Annotated in this window: 23 protein-coding genes; 3 read left to right on the forward strand and 20 right to left on the reverse strand. The window is 71.2% G+C overall.

From position 1 onward, the window contains the following. Positions 1–64: 64 nt before the first annotated feature. The gene (locus DI269_RS08995) at positions 65–2,578 is read left to right on the forward strand and encodes an ATP-binding protein (protein ID WP_112134907.1); all 2,514 of its coding nucleotides are present in this window, start codon (positions 65–67) and stop codon (positions 2,576–2,578) included. On the opposite strand, the gene DI269_RS09000 is transcribed toward DI269_RS08995, so the two are convergent. Beyond that, on the reverse strand, positions 2,542–3,768 hold the full coding sequence (locus DI269_RS09000) for an MFS transporter (protein ID WP_112134909.1): 1,227 nt from the start codon (positions 3,766–3,768) through the stop codon (positions 2,542–2,544). The two genes, DI269_RS08995 and DI269_RS09000, sit on opposite strands and share 37 nt — an antisense overlap. 60 nt (positions 3,769–3,828) lie before the next feature. Between DI269_RS09000 and DI269_RS09005 the strand changes: the two genes are divergently transcribed. After that, positions 3,829–4,197 carry a MerR family transcriptional regulator gene (locus DI269_RS09005; RefSeq protein ID WP_112134911.1) on the forward strand — a complete coding sequence of 123 codons (369 nt, stop codon included), beginning with the start codon at positions 3,829–3,831 and terminating at the stop codon, positions 4,195–4,197. Here DI269_RS09005 and DI269_RS09010 read toward each other — a convergent pair. The 13 genes from DI269_RS09010 to pyrR form a co-directional block, all read right to left on the reverse strand. After that, positions 4,194–6,119: a primosomal protein N' family DNA-binding protein gene (locus tag DI269_RS09010; RefSeq protein ID WP_157974858.1), complete on the reverse strand. Its 1,926-nt coding sequence runs from the start codon at positions 6,117–6,119 to the stop codon at positions 4,194–4,196. The genes DI269_RS09005 and DI269_RS09010 overlap by 4 nt on opposite strands. Positions 6,120–6,180: 61 nt before the next feature. Further along, the gene (metK, locus tag DI269_RS09015) at positions 6,181–7,374 is read right to left on the reverse strand and encodes a methionine adenosyltransferase (RefSeq protein ID WP_112134915.1); all 1,194 of its coding nucleotides are present in this window, start codon (positions 7,372–7,374) and stop codon (positions 6,181–6,183) included. 116 nt (positions 7,375–7,490) lie between these two features. Then, complete coding sequence (gene coaBC, locus DI269_RS09020) at positions 7,491–8,681, reverse strand: bifunctional phosphopantothenoylcysteine decarboxylase/phosphopantothenate--cysteine ligase CoaBC (RefSeq protein ID WP_112134917.1); 1,191 nt, start codon at positions 8,679–8,681, stop codon at positions 7,491–7,493. Positions 8,682–8,708: 27 nt separating this feature from the next. Continuing rightward, entirely contained in the window at positions 8,709–8,981 is a 273-nt protein-coding gene (gene rpoZ / locus DI269_RS09025; protein ID WP_112134919.1) for a DNA-directed RNA polymerase subunit omega, read from the reverse strand. Between the two features lie 29 nt (positions 8,982–9,010). Next, entirely contained in the window at positions 9,011–9,613 is a 603-nt protein-coding gene (gene gmk, locus DI269_RS09030; RefSeq protein WP_112134921.1) for a guanylate kinase, read from the reverse strand. Between the two features lie 20 nt (positions 9,614–9,633). Next, positions 9,634–9,957, reverse strand: coding sequence for an integration host factor, actinobacterial type (mihF, locus tag DI269_RS09035; RefSeq protein WP_030156658.1), 324 nt, complete (start codon positions 9,955–9,957; stop codon positions 9,634–9,636). A gap of 149 nt (positions 9,958–10,106) precedes the next feature. Further along, the gene (gene pyrF / locus DI269_RS09040) at positions 10,107–11,021 is read right to left on the reverse strand and encodes an orotidine-5'-phosphate decarboxylase (protein ID WP_112134923.1); all 915 of its coding nucleotides are present in this window, start codon (positions 11,019–11,021) and stop codon (positions 10,107–10,109) included. Between the two features lie 11 nt (positions 11,022–11,032). Next, on the reverse strand, positions 11,033–12,106 hold the full coding sequence (locus tag DI269_RS09045; protein ID WP_112134924.1) for a quinone-dependent dihydroorotate dehydrogenase: 1,074 nt from the start codon (positions 12,104–12,106) through the stop codon (positions 11,033–11,035). A gap of 106 nt (positions 12,107–12,212) precedes the next feature. Beyond that, entirely contained in the window at positions 12,213–15,533 is a 3,321-nt protein-coding gene (gene carB, locus DI269_RS09050; RefSeq protein WP_112134926.1) for a carbamoyl-phosphate synthase large subunit, read from the reverse strand. Beyond that, positions 15,526–16,662, reverse strand: a complete 1,137-nt coding sequence (carA, locus tag DI269_RS09055; protein ID WP_112134928.1) for a glutamine-hydrolyzing carbamoyl-phosphate synthase small subunit — start codon at positions 16,660–16,662, stop codon at positions 15,526–15,528. Before carA ends, carB begins: the two co-directional genes overlap by 8 nt. Then, positions 16,659–17,972 (reverse strand): dihydroorotase, encoded by a 1,314-nt coding sequence (locus DI269_RS09060; RefSeq protein WP_112134930.1) that lies wholly within the window; start codon positions 17,970–17,972, stop codon positions 16,659–16,661. Before DI269_RS09060 ends, carA begins: the two co-directional genes overlap by 4 nt. Beyond that, a complete protein-coding gene (locus DI269_RS09065) occupies positions 17,969–18,889 on the reverse strand; it encodes an aspartate carbamoyltransferase catalytic subunit (protein WP_112134932.1) in 921 nt (306 codons plus the stop codon). Before DI269_RS09065 ends, DI269_RS09060 begins: the two co-directional genes overlap by 4 nt. Then, complete coding sequence (gene pyrR / locus DI269_RS09070; protein ID WP_269814150.1) at positions 18,886–19,479, reverse strand: bifunctional pyr operon transcriptional regulator/uracil phosphoribosyltransferase PyrR; 594 nt, start codon at positions 19,477–19,479, stop codon at positions 18,886–18,888. The genes DI269_RS09065 and pyrR overlap by 4 nt, the downstream gene beginning before the upstream one ends. A gap of 272 nt (positions 19,480–19,751) precedes the next feature. Between pyrR and DI269_RS09075 the strand changes: the two genes are divergently transcribed. Next, the gene (locus DI269_RS09075) at positions 19,752–20,252 is read left to right on the forward strand and encodes a transcriptional regulator (RefSeq protein ID WP_091034397.1); all 501 of its coding nucleotides are present in this window, start codon (positions 19,752–19,754) and stop codon (positions 20,250–20,252) included. Between the two features lie 62 nt (positions 20,253–20,314). Here DI269_RS09075 and nusB read toward each other — a convergent pair whose 3' ends face one another. From nusB to aroC, 6 genes are all read right to left on the reverse strand, one after another. Next, positions 20,315–20,758, reverse strand: a complete 444-nt coding sequence (gene nusB / locus DI269_RS09080) for a transcription antitermination factor NusB (RefSeq protein WP_112134935.1) — start codon at positions 20,756–20,758, stop codon at positions 20,315–20,317. A 2-nt stretch (positions 20,759–20,760) separates the two neighbouring features. Further along, entirely contained in the window at positions 20,761–21,318 is a 558-nt protein-coding gene (gene efp, locus DI269_RS09085; RefSeq protein WP_112134937.1) for an elongation factor P, read from the reverse strand. A 271-nt stretch (positions 21,319–21,589) separates the two neighbouring features. Beyond that, the gene (locus tag DI269_RS09090; RefSeq protein WP_112134938.1) at positions 21,590–22,747 is read right to left on the reverse strand and encodes an RNA-guided endonuclease InsQ/TnpB family protein; all 1,158 of its coding nucleotides are present in this window, start codon (positions 22,745–22,747) and stop codon (positions 21,590–21,592) included. A gap of 74 nt (positions 22,748–22,821) precedes the next feature. Continuing rightward, a complete protein-coding gene (gene aroQ / locus DI269_RS09095) occupies positions 22,822–23,259 on the reverse strand; it encodes a type II 3-dehydroquinate dehydratase (RefSeq protein ID WP_112134940.1) in 438 nt (145 codons plus the stop codon). Next, complete coding sequence (aroB, locus tag DI269_RS09100) at positions 23,256–24,812, reverse strand: 3-dehydroquinate synthase (RefSeq protein WP_112134943.1); 1,557 nt, start codon at positions 24,810–24,812, stop codon at positions 23,256–23,258. The genes aroQ and aroB overlap by 4 nt, the downstream gene beginning before the upstream one ends. Further along, positions 24,813–25,991: a chorismate synthase gene (aroC, locus tag DI269_RS09105; RefSeq protein ID WP_112134945.1), complete on the reverse strand. Its 1,179-nt coding sequence runs from the start codon at positions 25,989–25,991 to the stop codon at positions 24,813–24,815. Between the last annotated feature and the right edge of the window lie 7 nt (positions 25,992–25,998).

A 25,998-nucleotide genomic window follows, 5' to 3' on the forward strand; every position in this document is an offset into this window, starting at 1 on the left:
GGGTGTCCCGGTCCGTCCGGGACAGGGACCGCCGTCGATACGGGCCACCGCTAGACTCGGTGACGTGCGTCATCCCCTCGACGGCCTGGACCCCTCCGCGGCCGGCTCGGCGCCGCAGCTGGTCGCCCTGCTGCGGGAGCTGCGCGCCGCCTCCGGCCTGAGCATCCGCGAAGTCAGCCGCCGCGCCCGCGACCGCGGCGACTGGCTCCCCACCAGCACCCTCGCCGCCGTCCTCAACCGCGACGCGATCCCCCGCGCCGAGGTCGTGGCCGCCATCGTCCGCGCCTGCGGCGGCGACGAACCCGCCGTCGAGGCCTGGCTCGCCCAGTGCGCGCGCATCAGCGCCGCCGATGTCGCCGACACCGGGCAGGTCCCCCGCCAGCTCCCCTCCGCGCCCCACGCCTTCACCGGCCGCGAACGCGAACTCCACCTCATCGACGAGCACCTCCAGACCGCCTCCCCGCGCGCGGTCGTCCTCGCCGGACCCGCCGGGATCGGCAAGACCGCGCTGGCCCTGCACTGGGCGCACCGCGCGTTCGACGCGTTCCCCGACGGGCAGCTGTACGTGGACCTGCGCGGGTTCTCCGGGACCGACCCGCTCGCGCCCGGGCCGGTGCTGCACCGGTTCCTGACCGCGCTCGGCACCGGGCCCGAGGAGATCCCCGCCGACGGCGACGAGCGGGCCGCGATGTTCCGCTCGCTCCTGGGCCACCGGCGCGTCCTGGTCGTCCTCGACAACGCCCGCAGCCCCGAGCAGCTGCGGGACCTCCTCCCCGGCACCGGCGGCTCGACCGCGCTCATCACCTCCCGCACCGACCTGTTCGGACTCACCGCGACCCACGGCGTCCCGCACCTGCGCCTGGCGCCGCTCACCCGCGAGGAGTCCATGGACCTCCTCGACGCGATGATCGGGCGCGGACGCGTCGCCACCGACCCCGAGGCCGCGCGCGGGCTCGCCGCCGCCTGCGGGGACCTGCCGCTGGCGCTGCGCCTGGCCGCGTGCCAGACCCTCGCCCGCCCCGAGCAGCCCCTCGGCGAACTGCGCGACCGGATCGCCCAGGCGCCCTTGGCGAACCTGGACCTGCCCGGCGACGAGGCGGCCGGGCTGCGCGCCTGCCTCGACCTCACCCGCGCCCACCTGGACGCGGGCGACCGCGACGTCCTCGACGCCGTCGGCCTCCACCCGGCGACCGAGTTCGAGGCCACCGGGATCGCGGCCCTGGCCGGCATCGGCCTCACCGAAGCCGACGGAGCGCTGCGGCGCCTCGCGGGCGTCCACCTGGCCTCCGCGACCGGAGACGGCCGCTGGACCGTCCACGACCTGGTGCGCGCCTACGCGAAGGAGCACGCCGACCGGCGCGCCGCCGACGACCGCGAAGCCGCACTCGGGCGGCTCTACGACTGGCACCTGGCGACCGTCGCCGGGACCTGGCAGGCGATCTTCGGACTCGACCCCGAGGCCGTCCCCGAGACCGAAGTCCCCGTCCCGGGGTTCGACGGCCCCGAGGCGGCCCTCGCCTGGCTCGACCCGCGCCACGGCGCGCTGAGCGAGATGATCCGCCACGCCGCGGCCGGCAAGCGGCACTGGCACGCCAGCCGCCTCGCCGGCGCCCTGTGGCGCTACCAGTTCATCCGCGGCATCCTCGGCGAAGCCGAAGCGGACCTGAAGATCGCCCTCGAATCCGACCGCGCCGCCGGCGACCGCCACCACCAGATCGCGAGCCTGCGCGCCCTCGGCAGCACCCAGAAGGCCCTCGGGCGCCTCGACGAGGCCGAGGCGAACCTCGGCCGGGCGCTGCGGACCGCGACCGAACTCGACGACACCATGGAGGCCGCCCTCACCCTCGGTTCGCTCGCCCAGTGCCACATCCAGCAGTGGCGCCTGGACGACGCCCGCACCTGCGCCACCGAGGCCGCACGGCTCTTCCGCGACCTCGGGGACGCCGACCGGGAGGTCAACGCCCTCGACGAGCTCGCACACGTCGACATGCTCAGCGGCAACGACGGCGAGGCCCGCACCGGCTTCGACCGGTCCGTGAAGACCTTCGCCGACCGCGGCTGGACGCAGAACCTCGGCTCGGCCCTCGCCGCACTCGCGCGGCTGCGCCTGCGCGAGCACGAGGCCGGAGCCGCCGCGGCCCTGCTGGACGAGGCGCTCGACGCCTACCGCCAGGTCGGCGACCCGTTCGGGGAGATCTACGTCCAGAGCCTCCAGGCCCTCGCGCACGCCCAGCTCGGCGAGCGCGACACGGCGTCGCGGCTCGCGAGCGCGGCTGCCGAGGCGGCCGTCGCCACCTCCAGCCCCGAACTCGCCCTGGACGTCCTCAACACCGCCGGATTCGCGTTCGCGGCCATCGGCGTCCCCTCAGGGGCCGAACGCCTCCACCGCGAAGCGCTCGAACTCACCGAATCCGCACCCGACCCCTACGAGGAGGCCCGCGCCCGCCACGGCCTCGGCGACGCGTACGCCGCCCGCGGCGACGACGCCGCCGCCCGGGCCGAGTGGACCCGCGCGCTGCGCCTCCACGAACGGCTCGGCACCTACGGCAGGACCGAACTCGCCGAACGGCTCGCCTGAGCCGCCGGGAACGCGTGCCGGCGGGCGAGCAGCGCGATCAGCAGGATCGGCACGCCCAGCACGGTCACCGTCCACGCCAGTGACAGCGGCCCGAACCAGACCAGCAGCAGCCCGCCGAGCGCCCCGCCCGCGGCCGTCGCCGCGTTCCACAGCGTCACCACCACCGCCTGCACCGTGTCGGCGGCCTTCGCCCCCGCCTGCCCGGCCGCGGTCTGGAGCAGCGTCGGCACCCCGCCGTGCCCCAATCCCCACAAGGCGATCGCGACATACACGAGCGCCGGGACCTCCGCGAACACCGCGAGCACGGCCGCCGCAACCGCCGTGAGAACCGCCGCGCCGATCGTCAGCAGCCGCAGCCGCCGGTCGATGTGCGCGCCGGTGACCCAGATCGACGCGATCGACGCCAGCCCGAACACCAGCAGCACCCGGTCGATCGACCCGCCCATGCCGAACCGCTCCAGGAACGCCGCAATGTACGTGTACAGCACGTTGTACGCGATCACGTAGACCGCGATCACCGCCATGATCGCCGCGACCCCCGGGATCGCCACCGCCCGCAGCACCGGCGTCCGCTGCCCCGCCCGCTGCCCTTCGAAGTCCGGCACGACGAGGCTGATCCACACGATCGACAGCACCGCGAGCGCCGACATGACCCCGAACGACTCGCGCCACCCCAGGACCCCGCCGATGAACGTCCCGACCGGGACCCCCAGCGCCAGCGCCAGCGGAATGCCCGCCATGACGATCGCGATCGCCTTGCCCTCCATGCCCTTCGGGGCTAGGCGGCGCGCGTACCCGACCATGAGCGCCCACGACAGGCCCGCGGCCATGCCCGCGACGAACCTCGCGCCCATCGTCAGCGCGTAGTCCGTCGAGAGCGCGGTGACGGTGTTGGCCGCGACGAACCCGGCCATCGCCATGAGCAGCACCGGCTTGCGGCCCCACCCGGCGGTCAGCGCCGACAGCGGGATCACCGTCAGCGCCGTCCCGATCGCGTACACCGTCACCGCCTGGCCCATCGCCGCCTCGCTCACGCCGAGGCTCGCGCGCATCCCCGGCAGCAGCCCCGCGGGCAGCGACTCGGTGATGACGGTGATGAACACGGCGGTCGACAGGGCCAGCAGCCCGGACAGGGGCAGCCGCTCGCGCGGCGCCGCCTCGGGCGGGGCGGAGAGGGTCGTTTCGCTCATGCCCAGAAGCGTCTAACCTTGACACTAATGTCAGAGTCCAGTCGGAGTGAGGCGGGCCATATGAGGATCGGCGAACTGGCGGAGCGCACCGGCGCCCCCGCCCGGATGCTCCGCTACTACGAGCAGCACGGCCTCATCGCCGCCGACCGCACCCCCAACGGCTACCGCGACTTCCCCGAAGCCGTCGTCGAACGCGTCGGCCAGATCCGCGGCCTCCTCGACGCCGGCGTCCCCGTCAAGATCATCAAGCAGATCCTCCCCTGCCTCGACGGCCCCGGCCAGATCTACTTCCCGGTCCCCGACCCCGAGATGCTCGCCCAGCTCGCCGAGCAGCGCGACCGCATGACCCGCAAGGCCGAATGCGTCCTCAAGAACCGCGACGCCATCGCCGCCTACCTCGACCGCGTCAGCGGCCCCCAGAACGCCTAGGCGATCTCGCGCGGGTCGATCTGGACGCGGACCTGCTCGGCCTTGGCGCTGGAGCGCTCGGCGACGGCCTTCGCGAGGACCGCGGCGAGGGCGGCCCCATCGCGGCGGCGCACGCGCAGGAGGAGGCGCTCGTGGTGCTCGTCGACCGGGATGGGGCCGATAATCTCGACGTCGAGGTCCGAGGGCAGGTCGGCGGCGAGCTTCTCGGCCTCGCCGTTCAGTCCCGTGAGGGCCGCGAACTTCATGACCGGGGGGAAGCCGAGCTCGGCGCGGTCGGCCAGCTCCTGGCCCGCGAACCAGGCGGCGTCCCAGCGGATGAGGGCCTGGACCACCTGGAGGCCGCCGTCGGCGGTGACCACCGCGGTGCCGCCGGGGGCGCACAGGGCCACTGCGTTCATCCAGATCCGCAGGGCCTCTTCGGAAGCGGTCAGCTCGGCCCGCGTCAGTTGCGCCCACGTGTCCACCAGGAGCACCGCGCCGTAGCCTTGCGGTGCACGCGGTTCGACCCCCGGCGTGGAGACGACGACCCGCGCGCCCGCGGGGACGGTGTCGAGGCGCTCGGAGGCGTTCGACTCGACCACCTCGACGCCGGGGAACGCGCTCGCGATCTCCTCGGCAGTGCGCGCGGCCCCGATGACCACCGCGCGGATGCGGTTCGAGCCGCACTCGGCGCACCGGTGCGGGTCGTCGACGCGCCCGCACCAGGTGCACACCGGAGGCCGCCGGGGCCCGGTCAGGCGGAGCGGGCCGGTGCAGTCGGGGCACAGCGCGCGGGTGCGGCAGCGCTGGCAGGAGACGGCCGGGACGTAGCCGCGGCGGGGCACCTGGAGCAGGACCGGGAGGTCGGCGGTGAGGGCCTTTCGGGCGGCCTCCCAGGCGACCGACGGCAGGCGCGCGGTCGAGCTGGAGGGGTCGATCTTGAGGTCGGCGTCGTCGCCGATGGGGACCACGCGCGGCGCGGAGGCGCGCAGGGCCTCCCGGCGGCCCGCCGCGGAGACGGCCCAGCCGGTCTCGACCAGCAGCTGCGCCTGCGGGGTGCGGGCGAAGCCGCCGACGATGCAGGCGGCCCCGGCGAGCTCGGCGCGGGTGAGCAGGACCTCGCGGGCGTGCGGGTGCGGGGCGTGGAGGCTGATCAGGTTCTTGTCGCCGTCGTCCCAGACGGCGACCAGGCCGAGGTCCTCGACGGGCGCGAACATCGCGACCTGCGTCCCGGCCACGACCCGGACCTCGCCGCGCAGCGCCTTGAGGAACGACCGGTACCGCGGGGTCGGGCCCATGGCGTTCGAGAGCGTGACGTGGCGGTCGGGGCCGAGCACCGCGTTGAGGGCCCTGTCGAGCCGCTCCAGGTCGTACTGGTCCGGGACCACGAGCAGGGCACCCCTCCCGGCTTCGGCGGCCGCAGCGGCGGCCTCGGCGAGCCGCAGGGCCCAGTCCTCGCCGGGGAGGGCGCTCCAGGCGATCCTCGGCGCCTTGCCGTCGTGCACCGCGCGCAGGAATGCCTCGCCAGCGTTATATCTATCCCAGTGAGCGAGGTCCGGCGCGGCCACCGGCAGCCGCTCGGCCGGGTCCTCCTTCTCGACGCGGATCTTCCGCTCCGGCAGCGCCAGCCGCAGCACGTCGGCGAGGTTCCCCGCGTACCGGTCGGCGATCCGCTGCGCCAGCTCGGCCACCTCGGCCGTCAGCACCGGCCCCGGTGGGACGACGTCGAGGATCGGCAGGATCTTCCCCGGGAAGTCCGCGTGGTCGCGCACCGCCAGCACCGTGCCCTTGAGCTTGCGGTTGCTGAACCCCACCGACACCCGGCAGCCCGCCTGCACCTGGTCGGCGAGCTCCACCGGGATCCGGTAGTCGAACAGCTGGTTGAGCTGCGGCAGCGGGTGGTCCACGCACACCGCCGCATATCTCGCCGCCGACTCCGTCATCCGATAAAAGTACCGGGCGCCCCCGACGATCGAGAGCTCCCGGTACGAAGCATTGCGGCGTCTAGGAGACGGCTTCCTTCAGCGCCGCGGCGCGGTCGGTCGCCTCCCAGGTGAACTCCGGGAGCTCGCGGCCGAAGTGGCCGTACGCGGCGGTCTGGGAGTAGATCGGGCGGATCAGGTTGAGGTCGCGGATGATCGCGGCCGGGCGGAGGTCGAAGACCTCCAGGACGGCCTTCTCGATCAGGGCCGGGTCCACCGTCTCGGTGCCCTGGGCGTCGACGGCGACGCTGACGGGCTTGGCCTTGCCGATCGCGTAGGCGACCTGCACCTCGCAGCGCTCGGCGAGGCCGGCGGCCACGACGTTCTTCGCGACCCAGCGGGCGGCGTACGCCGCGGAGCGGTCGACCTTCGACGGGTCCTTGCCGGAGAACGCGCCGCCGCCGTGGCGGGCGTAGCCGCCGTACGTGTCGACGATGATCTTGCGGCCGGTCAGGCCGGCGTCGCCCATGGGGCCGCCGATCTCGAAGCGGCCGGTCGGGTTGACCAGGAGCTTGTAGTCCTCGATGTCGAGGTCGAGCCCGGAGACGACCGGCGCGATCACGTGCTCGGCGATGTCGGGGGACAGCAGCGAGTCCAGCGAGATGTCGGGCGCGTGCTGGCTGGAGACGACCACCGTGTCGAGCCGGACCGGCTTGTTCTTGTGGTACTCGATCGTCACCTGGGTCTTGCCGTCGGGGCGCAGGTAGGGGACGGTGCCGTCCTTGCGGACCTCGGTGAGGCGCTGGGACAGGCGGTGGGCCAAGGCGATCGGCAGCGGCATCAGCTCGGGCGTCTCGCGGCACGCGAAGCCGAACATCAGGCCCTGGTCGCCCGCGCCCTGGAGGTCCATCTCGTCGATGTCGCCGGAGTCCACACGGGACTCCCACGCCTTGTCGACGCCCTGCGCGATGTCGGGGCTCTGGCCGCCGATCGAGACGTTCACGCCGCACGAGGCGCCGTCGAAGCCCTTCTTGGAGGAGTCGTAGCCGATGCGCAGGATCGTGTCGCGCACGATCCGCGGGATGTCGGCGTACGAGTGGGTGGTCACCTCGCCCGCGACGTGCACCTGGCCGGTGGTGATGAGGGTCTCGACCGCGACGCGGCTCCCGGGGTCCTCGGACAGCAGTGCGTCCAGGATCCCGTCGGAGATCTGGTCCGCGATCTTGTCCGGGTGGCCTTCGGTGACCGACTCGGAGGTGAACAGGCGACGTGCCACGGCACTCCTCATAACCATTTTCACGCCCAGCGGCGCACTACCAACTGCCTTCGCAGCTCACAAGTCTATGCGTTCAAGATCTTGCCACCAAGTCGGCGCGCTGCGCACCCGGCCCGTCAGTGGGGTCCACTCAGCGGGAGCCGGGAGGCCACCGCGTCCCACACGGCGTCCGCGACCAGTTCTTTCGATGCCTCGTCGAGCGCGGCGACCGGGCCGGTCGCGTCGAACACAGTGACGGAGTTCTCCAGGCGCCCGAACACCGCCCCGCCCGAGACGTCGTTGAGGACGACCAGGTCGGCGCCCTTCGCCTCGCGCTTGGCCTTCGCGTGCTCGGGGCCGTCGTGGGTCTCGGCCGCGAAGACGACGAGGACCTGCCCGGGCCGCTTGGCCCGGCCCACGGCCGCCGCGATGTCCGGCGTCGACGTGAGCGCCAGGTCCAGGTCGCCCTTGCGCTTGAGTTTGCGGTCCGAGGTCTCCTTCGGCGTGAAGTCCGCCGGGGCCGCGGCCAGGACCATCGCGTCGGCCTCGACCGCCGTCTTCACGGTGGCCTCGTGGAGTTCGCCGGTGGTGCCGACGCGCTCGACGCGCACGCCTGCGGGCAGGGGCGCGTCGATGTGCGCGGCGATGAGGGTGACGTCGGCGCCGCGCGCGGCGGCCGCGGCGGCGATGGCGATGCCCTGGCGGCCCGAGGAGTGGTTGCCGATGAAGCGGACCGGGTCGATCGGCTCGCGGGTGCCGCCGGCGGTGACGAGGACCTTGCGGCCCACCAGGTCACGTGCCGGGGAAGTCAGGAAGCCCTTGAGGAGCGCGAAGATCGACTCCGGCTCGGGCAGGCGCCCGGGCCCGGTGTCGGCGCCCGTCAGGCGCCCCGAGTCGGGCTCGACGACGTGGACGCCGCGCTCGCGCAAAGTGGCGACGTTGGCGCGCGTGGCCGCGTGCTCCCACATCTCGGTGTGCATCGCCGGAGCGAACACCACCGGGCAGGTCGCGGTCAGCAGCGTCGAGGTGAGCAGGTCGTCGGCGCGGCCGTGCGCGGCCCGCGCGAGCAGGTCGGCGGTGGCCGGGGCGACGACGACGAGGTCGGCCTCGCGGCCGAGCCGCACGTGCTTGACCTGCGAGACGTCCGAGAACACGCCGGAAGCCACCGGGCGGCCCGACAGGGCCTCCCAGGTGGCTTCACCGACGAACTTGAGCGCCGCCTCGGTGGGTATCACGGTCACCTCGTGACCGGACTCCTTGAGGAGGCGGAGCAGGATGCACGCCTTGTAGGCGGCGATGCCGCCCGACACGCCCAGGACGACGTTCAACTGACCCCTCTTCGACGACCGGAGAGGCTAGGCCTCGTTGTCGTCGAACGCCTTCGTCTCAAGGAGGCCCTTGTCGAGCTCGCGCATGGCGATCGACAGCGGCTTCTCCTCGGGAGTGGTCTCGACGAGCGGACCGACGTACTCCAGCAGGCCTTCGCCGAGCTGCGAGTAGTAGGCGTTGATCTGACGCGCCCGCTTGGCCGAGTAGATGACCAGCTGATACTTCGACTGGCTCTTCTTGAGCAGGTCGTCGATCGGCGGGTTGGTGATGCCGACGGGGTCGGCGACAGTCCCTGACACGTGTTGTCCTTCGTGTGACTTGGGTGTTGCTAGCGCGCTCCGGTCTTCACTACCGCCGGAGAACTGAGCAACTCTACCAGCTCGGAGGCCGCCTGCTCGATCGACACGTTCGTGACTGTGTGATCGAACTCGGCTTCGGCGTCGAGCTCTTCGCGCGCGGCGTCCAGGCGGCGCGCGATGGTCGCGGCGTCCTCGGTCCCGCGCCCGGTGAGGCGGCGGACGAGTTCGTCCCACGACGGCGGGGCCAGGAACACCAGCTGCGCGTCGGGCATGGCCCGGCGGACCTGGCGGGCCCCTTGCAGTTCGATCTCCAGCAGCGCCGGGAGTCCGGCGCGCAGGCGCTCCTCGACCGGGCCGCGGGGGGTTCCGTAGAGGTTCCCCGCGTAGGAGGCCCATTCAAGGAACTCCCCCGCGGCGATCATCGACTCGAACTGCTCAGTCGACACGAAGTGGTAGTCGGCGCCGTCGACCTCACCAGGACGCGGCTTGCGGGTCGTGCAGCTCACGGAGAGCCAGACCCACGGGTAGTACTCCTGGATGAGTGCCTTGACGCTGCCCTTGCCAACGCCGGACGGGCCGGAGAGGACCGTCAGTCGCTGGGCGAGGGCGGCGTGGTGGTGATCGATGCTCACGCGACTACTACTACCCGAACTTAGGCCTGGTCGCCCTTGAATTCATCCAGAAGCGCGGCGCGCTGGTGCTCGCCCAGGCCGCGCAGCCGACGCGAGTCGGCGATCTTGAGCTTCTCCATGATCTGGGTGGCGCGCTTGTCGCCGATGCCCGGGAGGGCCTTGAGCACGGCCGAGACCTTCATCTTCCCGGAGATGTCGTCGGTGGCAGCGGACTTGAGGACCGCTTCCAGGGTGGTCTCGCCCGACTTCAGCTTCTCCTTGAGCTCGGCGCGGGCCTTGCGGGCCGCAGCCGCCTTCTCAAGGGCGGCGGCGCGCTGTTCCGGAGTCAGTTTAGGGAGCGGCACGGGGTCTCCTTGCAGTCGATGGTTTCGTCCCTGTGGACCTTGACGTGCGGGTATCGCCAAAGCATACCCAGCTCGGAGACGGTAACCCCACCTACCGACACGCCTGCGACCGGGGGTGGGGCAAATTCCGCGCACTGAAAACGGCGGTTTTATTCCCCCATGGCGGCGCGGCATTCCTCCTGCAACGCCTCGACGGCGGTGCGAATGCTCGCCACGGCAGGACCGGGCTGTGCGATTTGCCGGGAATAGGACGGGATTGCGAACTTCGCTGCGGCGCCGAGGACGCGCGGAAGATCACTCGGGCGCCCGCCCTGGGCGCCCATGCCCGGGACCAGGATGGGGCCGTTGAACTGCGAGAGGTCGTGAGCGGAGTCACGTTGGCTCACCGTGGTGTGGGTGATTCCGTAAGTCGACTCACGCAGGCGCGCCTCCCCCTCGGAGGCGCACGCGCCGATCGTCGCGCCCATGACGATCCCGAAGGAGCCCATGGGCTCGGACTCGCCGTTGCGCTCGTTCACCTCGTCGATGACGCTCTGCGCCACCGAGCGCCCGTCGCGGCGCTTGGCCATCTGGAGGTACTTGCCCTCGGGGTTGGAGGTGCGGGCGAGGACGAACAGGCCCTTGCCGTGCGCGGCCGCGGTGTCGAACGCGGGCTGGAGCGATCCGACCCCGAGGTAGGGGCTGACGGTGATCGCGTCGGCGGCCAGCGGCGAGGCCGGGTCGAGGTACGCCTGCGCGTACGCGGCCATCGTCGAGCCGATGTCGCCGCGCTTGACGTCCAGAATGACGAGGGCCCCGGCGCGGCGGCACTCGGCGATGACGCGCTCCAGGAGGGCGACGCCGCCGGAGCCGAAGCGCTCGAAGAACGCCGACTGGGGCTTGACGAAGGCGCACTTGTCGGCGATCGCCTCGGTGAGGGTGAGGGCGAAGCGCTCCGCGCCGGCCAGGTCGTCGTCGAGGCCCCACTGGAGGAGCTGCGACCCGTGCGGGTCTACACCTGCGCACAGCGGGCCGCGCTCCTGGGAGAGGCGGAAGGCGCGGGCGCCGAATTCCTTGGTAGGCATGGTTCCTCGTATCAGGCGTGGGCGTTGGATCGGTGGCGGTTCGCGGTCTTGCGGTAGCGGCGCGCGCTCGCGCGCACGACGCCCGGCCCGTTGTAGATGAGGCCGGAGTAGATCTGGACGAGGCTGGCCCCGGCGTCGAACATGGCCTGCGCGTCGTCGGGGGTCATGATCCCGCCCGAGCCGATGATCGGCAGGCGCCCGCTCGTCTCGCGGTGGACGAAGCGGACGATCTCGCGCGAGACCTGCGTCAGGGGCCTGCCGGACATGCCGCCGGGTTCGGCGGCGACGGCGTCCTCGGCGGGGATGATCCCGTCGCGCCCGAGGGTGGTGTTGGTGGCGATGACCCCGGCGACCCCGGCGTCGAGGCAGACCTCCAGGAGCTGGGCGAGGGCCGGCTCGGTGAGGTCGGGCGCGATCTTGACCAGGATCGGGCGGGTGGGCCGCCCGGCGGCCAGGCGCTGGCCCTCGGCGTGCAGGGCCCCGAGGAGGGCGCGGAGCGCGCCGGCGTCCTGCAACTGGCGCAGGCCGGGCGTGTTCGGCGAGGACACGTTCACCGCGAAGTAGTCGGCGAAGGGGTAGAGGAACCGCAGCGACTGGAGGTAGTCCTCGACCGCGCCTTCGAGCGGGACGGCCTTGGACTTGCCGATGCTGATCCCCAGCGGGCAGTCCACGGCCGGGGAGGCCGAGAGGCGGGCGGCGAGCGCCTGGGCGCCGTCGTTGTTGAAGCCCATGCGGTTGACGATGGCCTGGGACTGCCTGGCGCGGAACATCCGCGGCTTGGGGTTGCCGGGCTGGGCCTGCGCGGTGACGGTGCCGATCTCGGCGAAGCCGAAGCCGAGGGCGGGCCAGGCGCCGACGGCGACGCCGTTCTTGTCGAGGCCCGCGGCGAGCCCGATCGGGTTGGGGAAGGGGATGCCGCAGACGGTGACGGGCGCGCTCAGCCGGTTGAGCTTGATGAGCGCGTTGCGCACCTGCCGCTGCTCGGACAGGCGCGTCAGCCAGCGCATCGTGAAGTCGTGCGCTCGCTCGGCGTCGCCGCGGCCGACCCGGAACAGGACGGGGCGGGCGAGATTCTGGTACAGCATGTTCTTTCCTGTATACGTCAATTCACCGGGTGAGCGGAACGGCTACAGCCGGTTCCGCTCACCCGGTCCTGTGCTCAGGCATGGCTCGCAAGCTTCGCCATGGTTTTCAGGCCGCGGCCTTCTCGGCGCCGCGGAGGCGGCGGTGGAGCTCCTGGAGCGAGGCGACGCGGATCTCGCCGCGCGAGGCCGACTCGATGGCCTGCACGGCCGCGGCCGCGCCCTGGATGGTGGTTACGCAGCTCACGTCGGCGACGACGGCGGCGGAGCGGATCTCCCAGCCGTCGGTGCGCGGGCCCGGGGAGGCCGAGGGCGTGGTGATGACGAGGTCGACCTGGCCGGAGGCGATGAGGCTGACGGCGTCGACGGCCTCGCCGGAAGAGTGGCGGGCGACGGGCGTGAAGTCGATGCCGTGGCGCTTGAGGACCAGGCCGGTGCCTTCGGTGGCGTAGACGGTGAAGCCGAGGTCGACGAGGCGGCGCACCGGGAAGACGATGGCGCGCTTGTCGCGGTCGGCGACCGACACGAAGAGCTTCCCGGAGACGGGGAGCTTGCCGTAGACGGCGAGGGTGGCCTTGGCGAAGGCGAGGCCGAAGGACGAGTCGATGCCCATGACCTCGCCGGTGGACTTCATCTCCGGGCCGAGGACGGCGTCGAGCCCGGCGCCTTCGACGGTGCGGAAGCGCTTGAACGGCAGCAGGACCTCCTTGACGGAGATCGGGACCTCGGGTCCGGCGTCGGAGCCGTCGCCCTCGGGCAGGAGCATGCCTTCGGCGCGCAGTTCGCCGATCTTGGCGCCGAGCGCGATGCGGGCGGCGGCCTTGGCGAGCGGGACGGCGGTGGCCTTGGAGACGAACGGGACCGTGCGGGAGGCGCGGGGGTTCGCTTCGAGGACGTACAGCTGCTCGTCCTTGAGGGCGTACTGGACGTTCATGAGGCCGCGGACGCCGATGCCGAAGGCGAGCTTCGCGGTGTAGTCGCGGATCTGCTCGATGACGGCGGCGCCGAGGCTGATCGGCGGGAGGGCGCACGCGGAGTCGCCGGAGTGGACGCCGGCCTCCTCGATGTGCTCCATGATGCCGCCGAGGTAGAAGTCCTCGCCGTCGCACAGGCAGTCGACGTCGATCTCGATCGCGTCGTCGAGGAACCGGTCGATGAGGACCGGGTGCTCGGGGCTGGCCTCGGTGGCGCGGGAGATGTAGCCCTCAAGGGTGTCCTCGTCGTAGACGATCTCCATGCCGCGGCCGCCGAGGACGTACGAGGGCCGGACCAGGACGGGGTAGCCGATGCGCTCGGCGACCTCGCGGGCCTCCTCGTAGGAGGTGGCGGTGCCGCCGGCGGGGGCGACTAGGCCGAGGTCGCCGAGGAGGCGCCCGAAGACGCCGCGGTCCTCGGCGTTGTCGATGGCCTTGGGGCTGGTGCCGACGATGGGGAGCCCGGCGTTCTGGAGGCGCTCGGCGAGGCCGAGGGGGGTCTGGCCGCCGAGCTGGACGACGACGCCGATGACGCCGGGGCCGCCCGCGGCCTTCCCGGACTCGTGCTCGGCGTTGAAGACCTCGGTGACGTCCTCGAAGGTGAGCGGCTCGAAGTAGAGCCGGTCGGCGGTGTCGTAGTCGGTGGAGACGGTCTCGGGGTTGCAGTTGACCATGATGGTCTCGTAGCCGACCGCGCGCAGGGCCTGGACTGCGTGGACGCACGAGTAGTCGAACTCGATGCCCTGGCCGATGCGGTTGGGCCCGGACCCGAGGATCATGACCTTGGGGCGGTTGGAGGGCGCGACCTCGGTCTCCTCCTCGTAGGTCGAGTAGTGGTAGGGCGTGTGGGCCTCGAACTCGGCGGCGCAGGTGTCGACGGTCTTGAAGACCGGGCGCAGGCCGAGCCGGTGGCGCAGGCGGCGGACGCCGTCCTCGCCGGCGAGTTCGGGCCGCAGAGCCGCGACCTGGGCGTCGGAGAACCCGGCGCGCTTGGCGCGGCGCAGGAGCGCCTCGTCGGCGACAGCGGCCGCTTCGATCTCGTCGCGCAGCTCGATGAGCTGGGCGACCTGGTCGAGGAACCACGGGTCGATCTTGCAGGCCTCGTGGACTTCGGCGATCGACGCGCCCAGGCGCAGGGCGCGCTCGGCGGTGTAGAGGGTGCCGTCGTGGGCGGTCTTGAGCGCTTCGAGGGTGTTCTCCAGCGTGGCGCCGACCGGGTCGGGGCGGGTCCAGAACCCGGCCTGCTTGGTCTCGGTGGAGCGCAGGGCCTTCTGGAGGGCCTGCTGGAAGGTCCGGCCCAGGCTCATGGCCTCGCCGACGGACTTCATGGTGGTGGTGAGGGTCGGGTCGGCGCCGGGGAACTTCTCGAACGTGAAGCGCGGGACCTTGACGACGACGTAGTCGAGCGTGGGCTCGAACGCGGCCGGGGTGGCCTTGGTGATGTCGTTGGGGATCTCGTCGAGCGTGTAGCCGATGGCGAGCTTCGCGGCGATCTTCGCGATCGGGAAGCCGGTGGCCTTGGACGCGAGCGCCGAGGAGCGGGAGACGCGCGGGTTCATCTCGATGACGATCATGCGGCCGGTGGCCGGGTCGATCGCGAACTGGATGTTGCAGCCGCCGGTGTCGACGCCGACTTCGCGCAGGATCGCGATGCCGACGTCGCGCATGTGCTGGTACTCGCGGTCGGTGAGGGTCATCGAGGGGGCGACGGTGACGGAGTCGCCGGTGTGGACGCCCATGGGGTCGACGTTCTCGATGGAGCAGACGACCACGACGTTGTCGTTGCGGTCGCGCATGAGTTCGAGCTCGTACTCCTTCCAGCCGAGGACGGACTCCTCGATGAGGACCTCGGTGGTGGGCGACTCGGCGAGGCCGTTGCCGGCGATGCGGTCGACGTCCTCCCACGTGTGGGCCATGCCGGAGCCGAGGCCGCCCATGGTGAAGGAGGGGCGGATGACGACGGGGAGGCCGAGGTCCTTGACGGTGTCGCGGACCTCGTCCATGGTGTGGCAGACGGCCGAGCGCGGGACCTCGCCGCCGACCTTGAGGACGACCTCCTTGAACTGCTGGCGGTCCTCGCCGCGCTGGATGGCGTCCATGTCGGCGCCGATGAGCTCGACGCCGTACTTGGTGAGGATGCCCGCGTCGTGGAGGCCGACGGCGGCGTTGAGGGCGGTCTGGCCGCCGAGGGTCGCCAGGATCGCGTCGGGCTTCTCCTTGGCGATGATCTGCTCGATGACCTCGGTGGTGATCGGCTCGACGTAGGTCGCGTCGGCGAACTCGGGGTCGGTCATGATCGTGGCCGGGTTGGAGTTGACGAGCGTGACGCGCAGGCCCTCCTCGCGGAGGACGCGGCAGGCCTGGGTGCCGGAGTAGTCGAACTCGCAGGCCTGGCCGATCTGGATGGGACCCGATCCGATGACCAGGATGTGCTTGAGGTCGTCGCGCTTAGGCATCTGCCTTGGCCCCCTTGGTGCTCTCGATGAGTTCGACGAGCCGGTCGAACAGGTAGTCGGCGTCGTGCGGCCCGCCGGCGGCCTCGGGGTGGTACTGCACGGAGTAGGCGGGGGCGTCGAGGCAGGTGAGCCCTTCGACGACGTCGTCGTTGAGGCAGACGTGGCTGACCTGGACGCGCCCGAACTCGGTCTCGAAGTACTCGCCGGTCTCGGGGGCCTTCAAGGCGAACCCGTGGTTGTGGGCGGTGATCTCGATCTTGTTCGTGTGCCGGTCGAGGACGGGCTGGTTGATCCCGCGGTGGCCGAACTTCAGCTTGTAGGTCTCCAGGCCGAGGGCGCGGCCGAGGATCTGGTTGCCGAAGCAGATGCCGAAGACCGGGACGCCGCGGCGCAGCAGCTCGCGGGTGAGCTCGACCTGGTGGTCGGCGGTGGCAGGGTCGCCGGGGCCGTTGGAGAGGAACACCGCGTCGGGGGCGTCGGCTAGGACCGCGTCGACGTCGGCGTAGGCCGGGAACACGGTGGTGGTGATGCCGCGCTCGGCGAGGCGGCGCGGGGTGTTGCGCTTGATGCCGAGGTCGATGGCGGCGACCGTGTATTTCGCGGGGCCCTTGGCCTGGTACGTGTACGGCTCGGAGGCGGTGACGGCGCCGACGTGGTTGGCGCCGGCCATCTGCGGCGCGCTGCGGACCTTCGCGAGGAGCTCCTCGGCGTCGGTCGAGCGCGAGGAGATGCCGACGCGCATCGCGCCGGCCTCGCGCAGGTGGCGGGTGAGGGCGCGAGTGTCGACCTCGCAGATGCCGACGACGCCCTGGGCGGCGAGCTCGTCTTCGAGGCCGCGCTTGGCGCGCCAGTTGGAGGCGGTGCGGGAGGCGTCGCGGACGACGTACCCGGCGACCCAGATGCGGCGGGACTCGTCGTCCTCGTCGTTCCAGCCGGTGTTGCCGATCTGCGGGGCGGTCTGGGCGACGACCTGCCCGTAGTAGGACGGGTCGGTGAGGGTCTCCTGGTAGCCGGTCATGCCGGTGTTGAAGACGGCCTCGCCGAAGGTCTCGCCGACCGAGCCGAAGGCCTCGCCGCGGAAGACGCGGCCGTCCTCAAGCACGAGGATCGCTGGTGCTCTGCTGCTCATTCGGTCGTCTCCTCTGCGATTTTGCCGTTCAGCACGGTGGCGCGTCCGCGAAGGAACGTCGCCTGGACGGTGACCGGGAGTTCCATCCCGGCGTACGGGGTGTTCCGCGACAGGGACGCGAGGTCGGCGGGGACCACGGTCCATGTCGCGGCGGGGTCGACGAGCGTGAAGTTCGCTTCGGTGCCCGGCTGCGGGTCGCGCCCGTGCGCTTCGAGCCCGGCGATGCGGGCCGGGGTGCGCGAGGTCCGCTCGGCGACGACGTCCCAGTCCACTGCGGACGGACCACCGAGGGCGAGGACGGTGATCGACAGGGCGGTCTCCAGGCCGAGCATCCCGGGCCGGGCGGCGGCCCACTCGCAGTCCTTGTCCTGCGGGGCGTGCGGGGCGTGGTCGGTGGCGACGGCGTCGATGACGCCCTCGGCGAGCGCGCCGCGCAGGACCGCGACGTCGGACTCGCGCCGCAGCGGCGGGTTCACCTTGTAGACGGGGTCGTAGGTGCGCGCGGCCTCGTCGGTGAGGAGGAGGTGGTGCGGGCAGACCTCGGCGGTGACCTTGGCGCCGCGGGCCTTGGCCTCGCGGATGATGTCGACGCTGCGGGCGGTGGAGACGTGGCAGAAGTGGACGCGCGCGCCGGTGTACTCGGCGAGGAGCACGTCGCGGGCGATGATCGCCTCCTCGGCGACGGCGGGCCAGCCGGGCAGGCCTAGCTCGGCCGAGACGGCGCCCTCGTTCATCTGGGCGCCTTCGGTCAGGCGCGGCTCCTCGGCGTGCTGGGCGATGAGCCCGCCGAAGGTCTTCACGTATTCGAGGGCGCGGCGCATCATGATCGGGTCCGAGACGCAGTGGCCGTCGTCGGAGAACATGCGCACGGCCGCGGCGGAGTGGGCCATCGCGCCGATCTCGGCGAGCTGCTTGCCTTCGAGGCCGACCGAGACGGCGCCGATGGGCTGCACGTCGGCGTACCCGGCGGCCTTGCCGAGGGCGGCGACCTGCTCGACGACGCCGGCGGTGTCGGCGACGGGGTACGAGTTCGCCATGGCGCACACGGCGGTGTAGCCGCCCTTGGCGGCGGCGCGGGTGCCGGAGTAGACGGTCTCGGCGTCCTCGCGGCCGGGCTCGCGCAGGTGGGTGTGGAGGTCGACGAGGCCGGGCAGGAGGACCAGGCCGTCGGCGTCGACGACGGTGCCGTTGAACGACGCGGCGTCCTTGGCGCTGACGGAGCCGACTTCGGCGACGCGGCCGTCGCGGACGAGGATGTCCTTGCGGCCCTTGCCGATCAGGTCGGCACCCTTGATCAGGAGGTCGGTCACCGGGCTTCTCCGTTCGTCAGCAGCAGGTAGAGGACGGCCATGCGGACCCAGACACCGTTGGTCACCTGCTCGGTGATGGTGGCGCGGGGCGAGTCGGCGACGTTCGCGGCGATCTCCATGCCGCGGTTCATCGGTCCGGGGTGCATGACGATCGCGTGGTCGGGCAGGAGGGCGAGGCGGCGCTCGTCGAGGCCGTAGAGGCGGGCGTACTCGTTGGCGGTCGGGAAGAACGCGGCGTGCATGCGCTCGCGCTGGACGCGGAGCATCATGACGGCGTCGACGCCCTTGAGGCTCGCGTCGAGGTCGTAGCCGATCTCGACGGGCCACTCGCCGATGTCCTTGGGCAGCAGGGTGGGCGGGCCGACCAGGCGCACGTTCGCGCCGAGCTTGGACAGCAGCCACACGTTGGAGCGGGCCACGCGCGAGTGGAGGATGTCCCCCACGATCGCGACAGTGCGGCCCTCGATCGAGCCGAGCCGCTGCTTCATCGTGTAGGCGTCGAGGAGGGCCTGCGTCGGGTGGGCGTGGGTGCCGTCGCCGGCGTTGAGGACCGCGCCGTCGATCCACTCGGTGAGCCGCTGCGGGGCGCCCGCGGCGGGGTGGCGGATGACGACCGCGTCGGCGCCCATGGCCTGCAAGGTGAGCGCGGTGTCGCGCAGGCTCTCGCCCTTGTTCACGCTGGAGGTCTTGGCGGCGAAGTTGACGACGTCGGCGCTCAGGCGCTTGGCCGCGGTCTCGAACGAGGTGCGGGTGCGGGTCGAGTCCTCGAAGAACAGGTTCACGACGGTGCGCCCGCGCAGCGCGGGGAGCTTGGGGACCTCGCGGCCGGTGACCGCGTCGGCCATCTGCTGCGTGACGTCGAGGATGAGCTCGGCCTCGTCGCGGGTGAGTTCCTTGGTGGTGAGCAGGTGCTTCATCGCTCCCGGCCTCCCGTCAGGACCACCGCGTCGAACCCGTCGTACTCCGTCAGGCGCACGGCCACGTTCTCGTCGCGGGCGGTCGGGATGTTCTTGCCGACGTAGTCGGCGCGGATGGGCAGCTCGCGGTGGCCGCGGTCGACCAGGATGGCGAGCTGGACGCTGGCGGGGCGGCCGAGGTCGTGGACCGCGTTGAGCGCGGCGCGGACGGTCCGTCCGGAGTAGAGCACGTCGTCGACGAGGATGACCCGCTGGTCGTCCACGCCGCCCGGCGGCAGCTCGGTCGGGCCGAGGGGCCGGAGGGCGTTGCGGCGCAGGTCGTCCCGGTAGAGCGTGATGTCGAGGGTCCCGGCGGGGACGTCGACGTCGGCGAAGCGGCGGATGCGGTCGGCCAGCCGGCCGGCGAGCGCGACACCGCGGGTGGGGATGCCGAGGAGCATCGTGTCGGGGGCGCCCTTGGTCTTCTCCAGGATCTGGTGGGCGATGCGGTCGAGGATGCGGCCGATGTCTTCTGCCGCGAGGATGTGCTTTTGAAGACCGTGCTCGCCCGACGGGTCTTCCTCGTTCTGCCTGAGGGCAGGGGAAACCACGCGAACCTCCTTCTCCGCCTCACTGGACGGTCTGTTAAAGAACGGTTTCGTCGCGGACGATGCTACGCCGCTCGTGACGGAGCGTAAACCCGGATCCCAAAAGCATGACGTCTTTAGCTGCATCTTTGACTGATATGCCATGATTTGCCGGTCAGTCTTTCGGGCCTCACGCGACGAAGAACACTGTTTGGGGGCACCCCAACGGCCGATGGTCACCGACGGTAGTCAACAATAGGATTCCTCTCGTACCGAAAATTGGAGTTGATCCCAGCATGGCGACATCTGACTACGCCAAGGCGCTCGGCAACCGGCTGCGCGACATTCGGATGCAGCAGGGCCTGTCCCTGCAAGGCGTCGAGGACAAGTCCGGCGGCAAGTGGAAGGCCGTCGTCATCGGTTCCTACGAGCGGGGCGACAGGTCGATCACCGTCAGCCGCCTCGCGGAGTTGGCCGACTTCTACCGGATCCCCGTCTCGGAACTGCTTCCCGAGGGCGTGCCGCTCCCGGTCGAGCAGGCCGAGAAGATCGTCCTCAACCTTGAGGCGCTCTACGACCACCCCGACCCCGAGCTGGAGCACGTGGCCAAGCTCGCGCGCTCCATCCAGCAGCGCCGCGGCGACTACAACGGCCGGATCCTCTCGATCCGCGCCGACGACCTGTACACGCTCGCGGTGGTCTACTCGACCACGCCCTCCGGCCTGATCGAGAAGCTTGAGGACTTCGGCGTGCTCGTGCACGACCTCCAGGCGTTCTTCGCGTCCGACGGCGAATAAGACACAACGGAAAACGGCCGGGCCCAGGATCGGAGGGCTCGGCCGTTCTTCGTATCTGAAACCTACTCTTCGGCTTTCGCCGCCGCGTCGAGGACCGCGTTCACGAACGAGGTGTCGTCGGAGGAGCCGATCTGCTCCGCCACGCGCATGGCCTCCTTGATGGCCACGGGCGTGTCGACGTCCTCGACGTAGATGATCTCGTACAGCGCCACCCGGAGGACGTTCCGGTCGACCGCGGGCATCCGCTCGACCGACCAGCCGGAGGCGGCGCGGCCGATGGCCTCGTCCAGCTCGAACCGGTACTCGTCGACGCCGCGCACGAGCTCCTCGGAGTACTTCGGGAGCCGCGGGGCCTCGGGGTCGGTGAAGGCGCGGTCGGCCCGCTCGGCGAGGACGCGCTTGGCGCTCTCGCCGCGGGACTCGGCCTCGTACAGGATCTCGACGGCCCGCATCCGCCACTTGGTGCGGGCGGTGAGCCGGTCGGGTCCGCTCTGCTGGTTCCCCACCCCTAGGCTCGCGAGAGGTACTTGCCGTCGCGGGTGTCGACCTTGATCTTCTCGCCGTTGTCGATGAACAGCGGCACGAGGACCTGGGCGCCCGTCTCGACGGTGGCGGGCTTGGTGCCGCCGGAGGAGCGGTCGCCCTGGAGGCCCGGCTCGGTGTAGGTGATGACGAGCTCGACCGAGGCCGGGAGCTCGACGTAGAGGGCCTTGCCGTCGTGCCAGGCGATGGTGACCTCGGAGTTCTCCAGCATGAACTTCGCGGCGTCGCCGACGAGGTTCGGGCCGAGCGGGAACTGCTCGTAGGACTCCATGTCCATGAACACGAAGTCCTCGCCCTCCTTGTAGAGGTAGCTCATGGTGCGGCGGTCGACGTTCGCGGTCTCGACCTTGGTGCCGGCGTTGAACGTCTTGTCGACGATCTTGCCCGAGGGGATCTGCTTGAGGGTGGTGCGCACGAACGCGGGGCCCTTGCCGGGCTTGACGTGCTGGAATTCCTGCACCTGCCAGAGCTGGCCCTCCAGGTTGAGCACCAGGCCGTTCTTGAGGTCGTTCGTGGATGCCACGGGCGTTCGTCTCTCCTAGTAAAGGTTTTATGCGGGCCGACCGCCCATCCTAGCGCCCACTCACTGGTCGTCGCGTTTCAAGGCCGTTCAACTGTGGCTGGAGCCCCACGAGAACTCGGGCGCTCGTCTCTTTCGTTGGCATCCTCCCCGACCTGGAGGGTCGGAGGTTCCCGGCTTGCGGGCCGCTTGCATCGCCCGTCCACGGGTGGGTTCCTGTTTCAACTGGCTGCGCCCGAGGTTTCCCGGGTCTTACCTGCCATCCGCAGGCGTTTTAGGTGTCCGCCTGCCCGGCGGCCACCAAACGCTGGCCTTCGCGTCTGATGTTGATTTCGGCATTTCGGTCGCGGTCGTGTACGGCGCCGCACTCGCATTCCCACATTCGGATATTCAGCCCCTCTAGCCCTCGGGGCCCGGTGAGGGCCCCGCACTCGGAGCACAGCCGCGTGGAGGGGAAGCATCGGTCCACGCGAGCAAAGGTGCGGCCGGTGCGCTGCGCCTTCGATTCGAGCCGGGCAAGGAACATCCCGAACGACGCATCATGAACGCTCTTGGCGGACCGTCCGCGGGCAAGGCCCTTGACATGCAAGTCTTCGACATACACCGCTTGGTTCTCGCGAAGGATGCCGATCACCTGCTTGTTGATCCAGTCCGAACGCGCGTACTTGATGTCCTCATGGATCTTCGCGACCTTCACTCGGGCCTTGACCCGATTCGCTGAACCCTTCGTCTTCCCCGCTAGTGCCCGCTGGGCCCGTTTCAGTTTCCGCTCAAGCGTCCGGAGAAACCTCGGAGACTCGACCACCCTCCCGCCGCGCAGCACCGCGAAGTGCGCCAGACCATGGTCGACTCCGGTCTCGGTGTCAGAGTCGTCGAGCGGTTCCAGTTTCTGAGCACCATCGGCGACTGCGATGACGAAACTCGCGTAGTACTTGCCGGTCGGGGTCTTGAGCACCGTCACTGAGGAGGGGTCGGAGGGCATATCTCTCGACCAGGCGACCTTCAACGCGCCGATCTTGGGCAGGCGCAGCCGCCCGTTGTCCAAGATGCGGAAAGCGGCGCCGCGGGTGAAGCGGATCGACTGCGTGCCTGAGCGTCGTTTGAACCGGGGCGGGCCCACCCGCGCACCTTGCCGTTTCCCGGAGAGGGAGGCGAAGAAGTTGTTGTATGCCCGATCCACGTCGCGCAACGACTGTTGCAGCACGGTGAAGGAGACCTCGGCGAGCCAGGCCCGATCGGGGTGGCGCTTCGCCTCGGTGATCAGTGCTTTCGACAAGGCCCCCGCGCTGGGATACCGGAGCCCCTCACGATGCGCGTGTTTCCGGGCGGCCACAGCATCGTTGTAGACAACCCGGGCACACCCGAACGCCCGCGCAAGCGCATCTCGCTGCGGCGCCGTCGGATACAGCCGATACCGGTATCGAAGTAGCACACCTGTTCAACGACGACACCGCCAAGCCGAAACGGCCCCGTGGCCGAAGCCACATTGCCCGATCGATCCGGAAACTAGGCGGCGGCGATGAATTCGAGCGCGGCCACGTATCCGTAGGGGCCCAGGCCGGCGATGACGGCCTTGGCGTGGGCCGACACGAACGAGTGGTGCCGGAAGGCCTCTCGCTGGTGCACGTTGGAGAGGTGGACCTCGATGAGCGGGGCCGTGAGCTGGGCGCACGCGTCGCCGACGGCGATCGAGTAGTGGGTCCAGGCGGCCGAGTTGAGGACCACGGGGTAGCCGTTGTCGGCGGCCTCGTGGAGCCACTCCAGCATCTCGCCCTCGTGGTTGGTCTGGCGGAAGGACACCTCCAGGCCCAGCTCCTCGCCGGTCTTGACGCAGAGCGCCTCCAGGTCGGCGAGGGTCTGGGAGCCGTAGATCGCCGGTTCGCGCTTGCCGAGCCGGTTGAGGTTGGGGCCGTTGAGCACCAGGACCAACTTGTCGTCGCTCATGCCGTCAGCCTCTCATAGGCTTCGCGCTGCTGGGCGGCGGTCACGTCGTCGACCACCACCGGCGCGGCGAGCGCGTCGAGGAGGACGAAGCGCTGGGTGGCGCCGACGTTCTTCTTGTCGATCAACATGGCCTTCAGCAGGTCGTCCCAGCGACCGGCCTCGTACGTGGTCGGCAGGCCGAGGGATTCGAGCACGGCCTTGGTGCGCTCGACGAGGTCGGCGCGGCCGGTGATCGCGTTCAGGTGCGCGGCGTAGACCATGCCGACGGCGACGGCGTCGCCGTGGCGCCAGCGGTAGTGCTCCAGCTTCTCGATGGCGTGGGCGAAGGTGTGCCCGTAGTTGAGGATGGCGCGCAGGCCGCCCTCCTTGAGGTCCGAGGCGACGACCTCGGCCTTGACGGCGATGGCGCGCTCGACGAGTTCGGCGACGACCGGGCCGGTGGCGTCCAGGGCGGCCTCGGGGTCGGCCTCGACCAGGTCGAGGATGACCGGGTCGGCGATGAAGCCGGCCTTGACGACCTCGGCGAGGCCCGCGGCGAGGTCGCGGCGGGGCAGGGTCGCGAAGTTGTCGAGGTCGACCAGGACCGCGCGCGGCGGGTGGAAGGCGCCGACGAGGTTCTTCCCGGCGGCGGTGTTGACGCCGGTCTTGCCGCCGACGGCCGCGTCGACCGCGCCGAGCAGCGAGGTCGGGACGTGGACGACGGCGACGCCGCGGAGCCAGCAGGCGGCGACGAATCCGGCGAGGTCGGTGACCGCGCCTCCGCCGACGCCGACGACGAGGTCGGTGCGGGTGAAGCCCTCGGAGCCGAGCGCCTCCCAGACCTGCTCGGCGACGGCGACGGTCTTGCCGTCCTCGGCGTCGGGCAGTTCCATGAGCGTCGCCTCGACGCCTTCGGGCAGGAGCGAGCCGACCCGCTCCGCGAGGAGAGCGGTGCTCTCGGTGTGGAGCACGGCGACCCGCGCGGCCTTGCCGAGGAACTCCGGCAGGCGGTCGACGGTGCCGCGTCCGATGAGGACCGGATAGGGCGTCTCGGCGTCGCCCACGACCACGGTGCGGACCGCGAGGCGGCCCCGGATCTCGGCGGTCAGGTCGGCCACGTCCCTTCCGGTGGTGTCGATCTCGATGTCGGCGACCTCGCGGTAGAGCGGCAGGCGCTCCTCCAGGAGCCGGCGCAGCGTGGCGCGCGGGTTGACCTGGAGCAGCGGGCGGCCCTTGTCGATCTCGTTGCGGCGCACGGCTTCGCCGAGGTCGACGCGGAGGTGGACGACGGTGACGTCGGCCAGGAGCTTGCGGGTCTCCGCGGCCAGGACCGCGCCGCCGCCGAGGGCGAGGACGCCGTCGTGCTCGGCCACGGCCCGGCGGACCGCCTCGCGTTCGAGCGCGCGGAAGTGGTCCTCGCCGTCGTCGACGAAGATGTCCGCGATCGGCTTGCCCGCGACGGCGACGATGTCGGCGTCGGCGTCGCGGAAGGGCGCGCCGAGCGCCTCGGCCAGCGCCGTGCCGATGGTGGTCTTGCCGGAGCCGGGCGGGCCGACGATCACGACGAGCGCCATTTATTTCACCCGCAGGTTCTCGAGGTAGTTCTCGAAGTTGCGGCGCGATTCGCCCACAGAGTCGCCGCCGAACTTCTCCAGGGCGGCCTCGGCGAGGACGTAGGCGACCATGTGCTCGGCGACGACGGCCCCGGCGGGGACCGCGCAGACGTCGGAGCGCTGGTTGATGGCCTCGGCGGCCTCGCCGGTGACGGTGTCGATGGTGCGCAGGGGGCGCGTCAGCGACGAGATGGGCTTGAGCATGGCCGAGACGCGGAGCGGCTGGCCGGTGGTGATGCCGCCTTCGAGGCCGCCGGCGCGGTCGGTGAGGCGCTGAACGCCGTCGGGGCCGGGGACGATCTCGTCGTGGGCGGAGGAGCCGCGGACGGCGGACTGCATGAGGCCGTCGCCGATCTCGACGGCCTTGACCGACTGGATCGACATGAGGGCGGTCGCCAGGCGCGCGTCGAGTTTGCGGTCCCACTGGACGTGGGAGCCGAGCCCGGGCGGGACGTTGTAGGCGAGGACCTCGACGACGCCGCCGAGGGTGTCGGCGTCCTTCTTGGCGGCGTCGACTTCGGCGACCATGCGGGCGGACGCTTCGGAGTCCATGCAGCGCAGCGGGTCGGCGTCGACGGCCGCGAAGTCGTCCGGGGTGGGCACGAGGCCCTCCTTGGCGCGGACGGGGCCGAGGGCCTTGACGTGGGAGACGATGTCGATGCCGAAGGCCTGCTTGAGGAAGGCCTTGGCGGCGGTGCCGCCGGCGACGCGGGCGGCGGTCTCGCGGGCGGAGGCGCGCTCCAGGATCGGGCGGGCGTCGTCGTGGTCGTACTTCTGCATGCCGGCGAGGTCGGCGTGGCCGGGGCGCGGGCGCGTCAGGGGGGCGTTGCGGGCGATCCCGTCGAGTTCGGCGGGGTCGACCGGGTCGGCGGCCATGACGGTCTCCCACTTGGGCCACTCGGAGTTGCCGACGCGGATGGCGACGGGCGAGCCGAGGGTGCGGCCGTGGCGGAGGCCGCCGATGAAGCTGACGGCGTCGGCCTCGAACTTCATGCGGGCGCCGCGGCCGTAACCGAGGCGGCGGCGCGCCAGTTCGGCGGCGACCGCCTCGGTGGTCAGTTCGACCCCCGCGGGCAGGCCGTCGATCGTGACCACGAGTTCGGGGCCGTGGGACTCTCCAGCTGTCATCCATCGCAACACGCGTCAA

It is taken from the genome of Glycomyces dulcitolivorans, assembly GCF_003265355.1.
GTDB classification, from domain to species: domain Bacteria; phylum Actinomycetota; class Actinomycetes; order Mycobacteriales; family Micromonosporaceae; genus Glycomyces; species Glycomyces dulcitolivorans.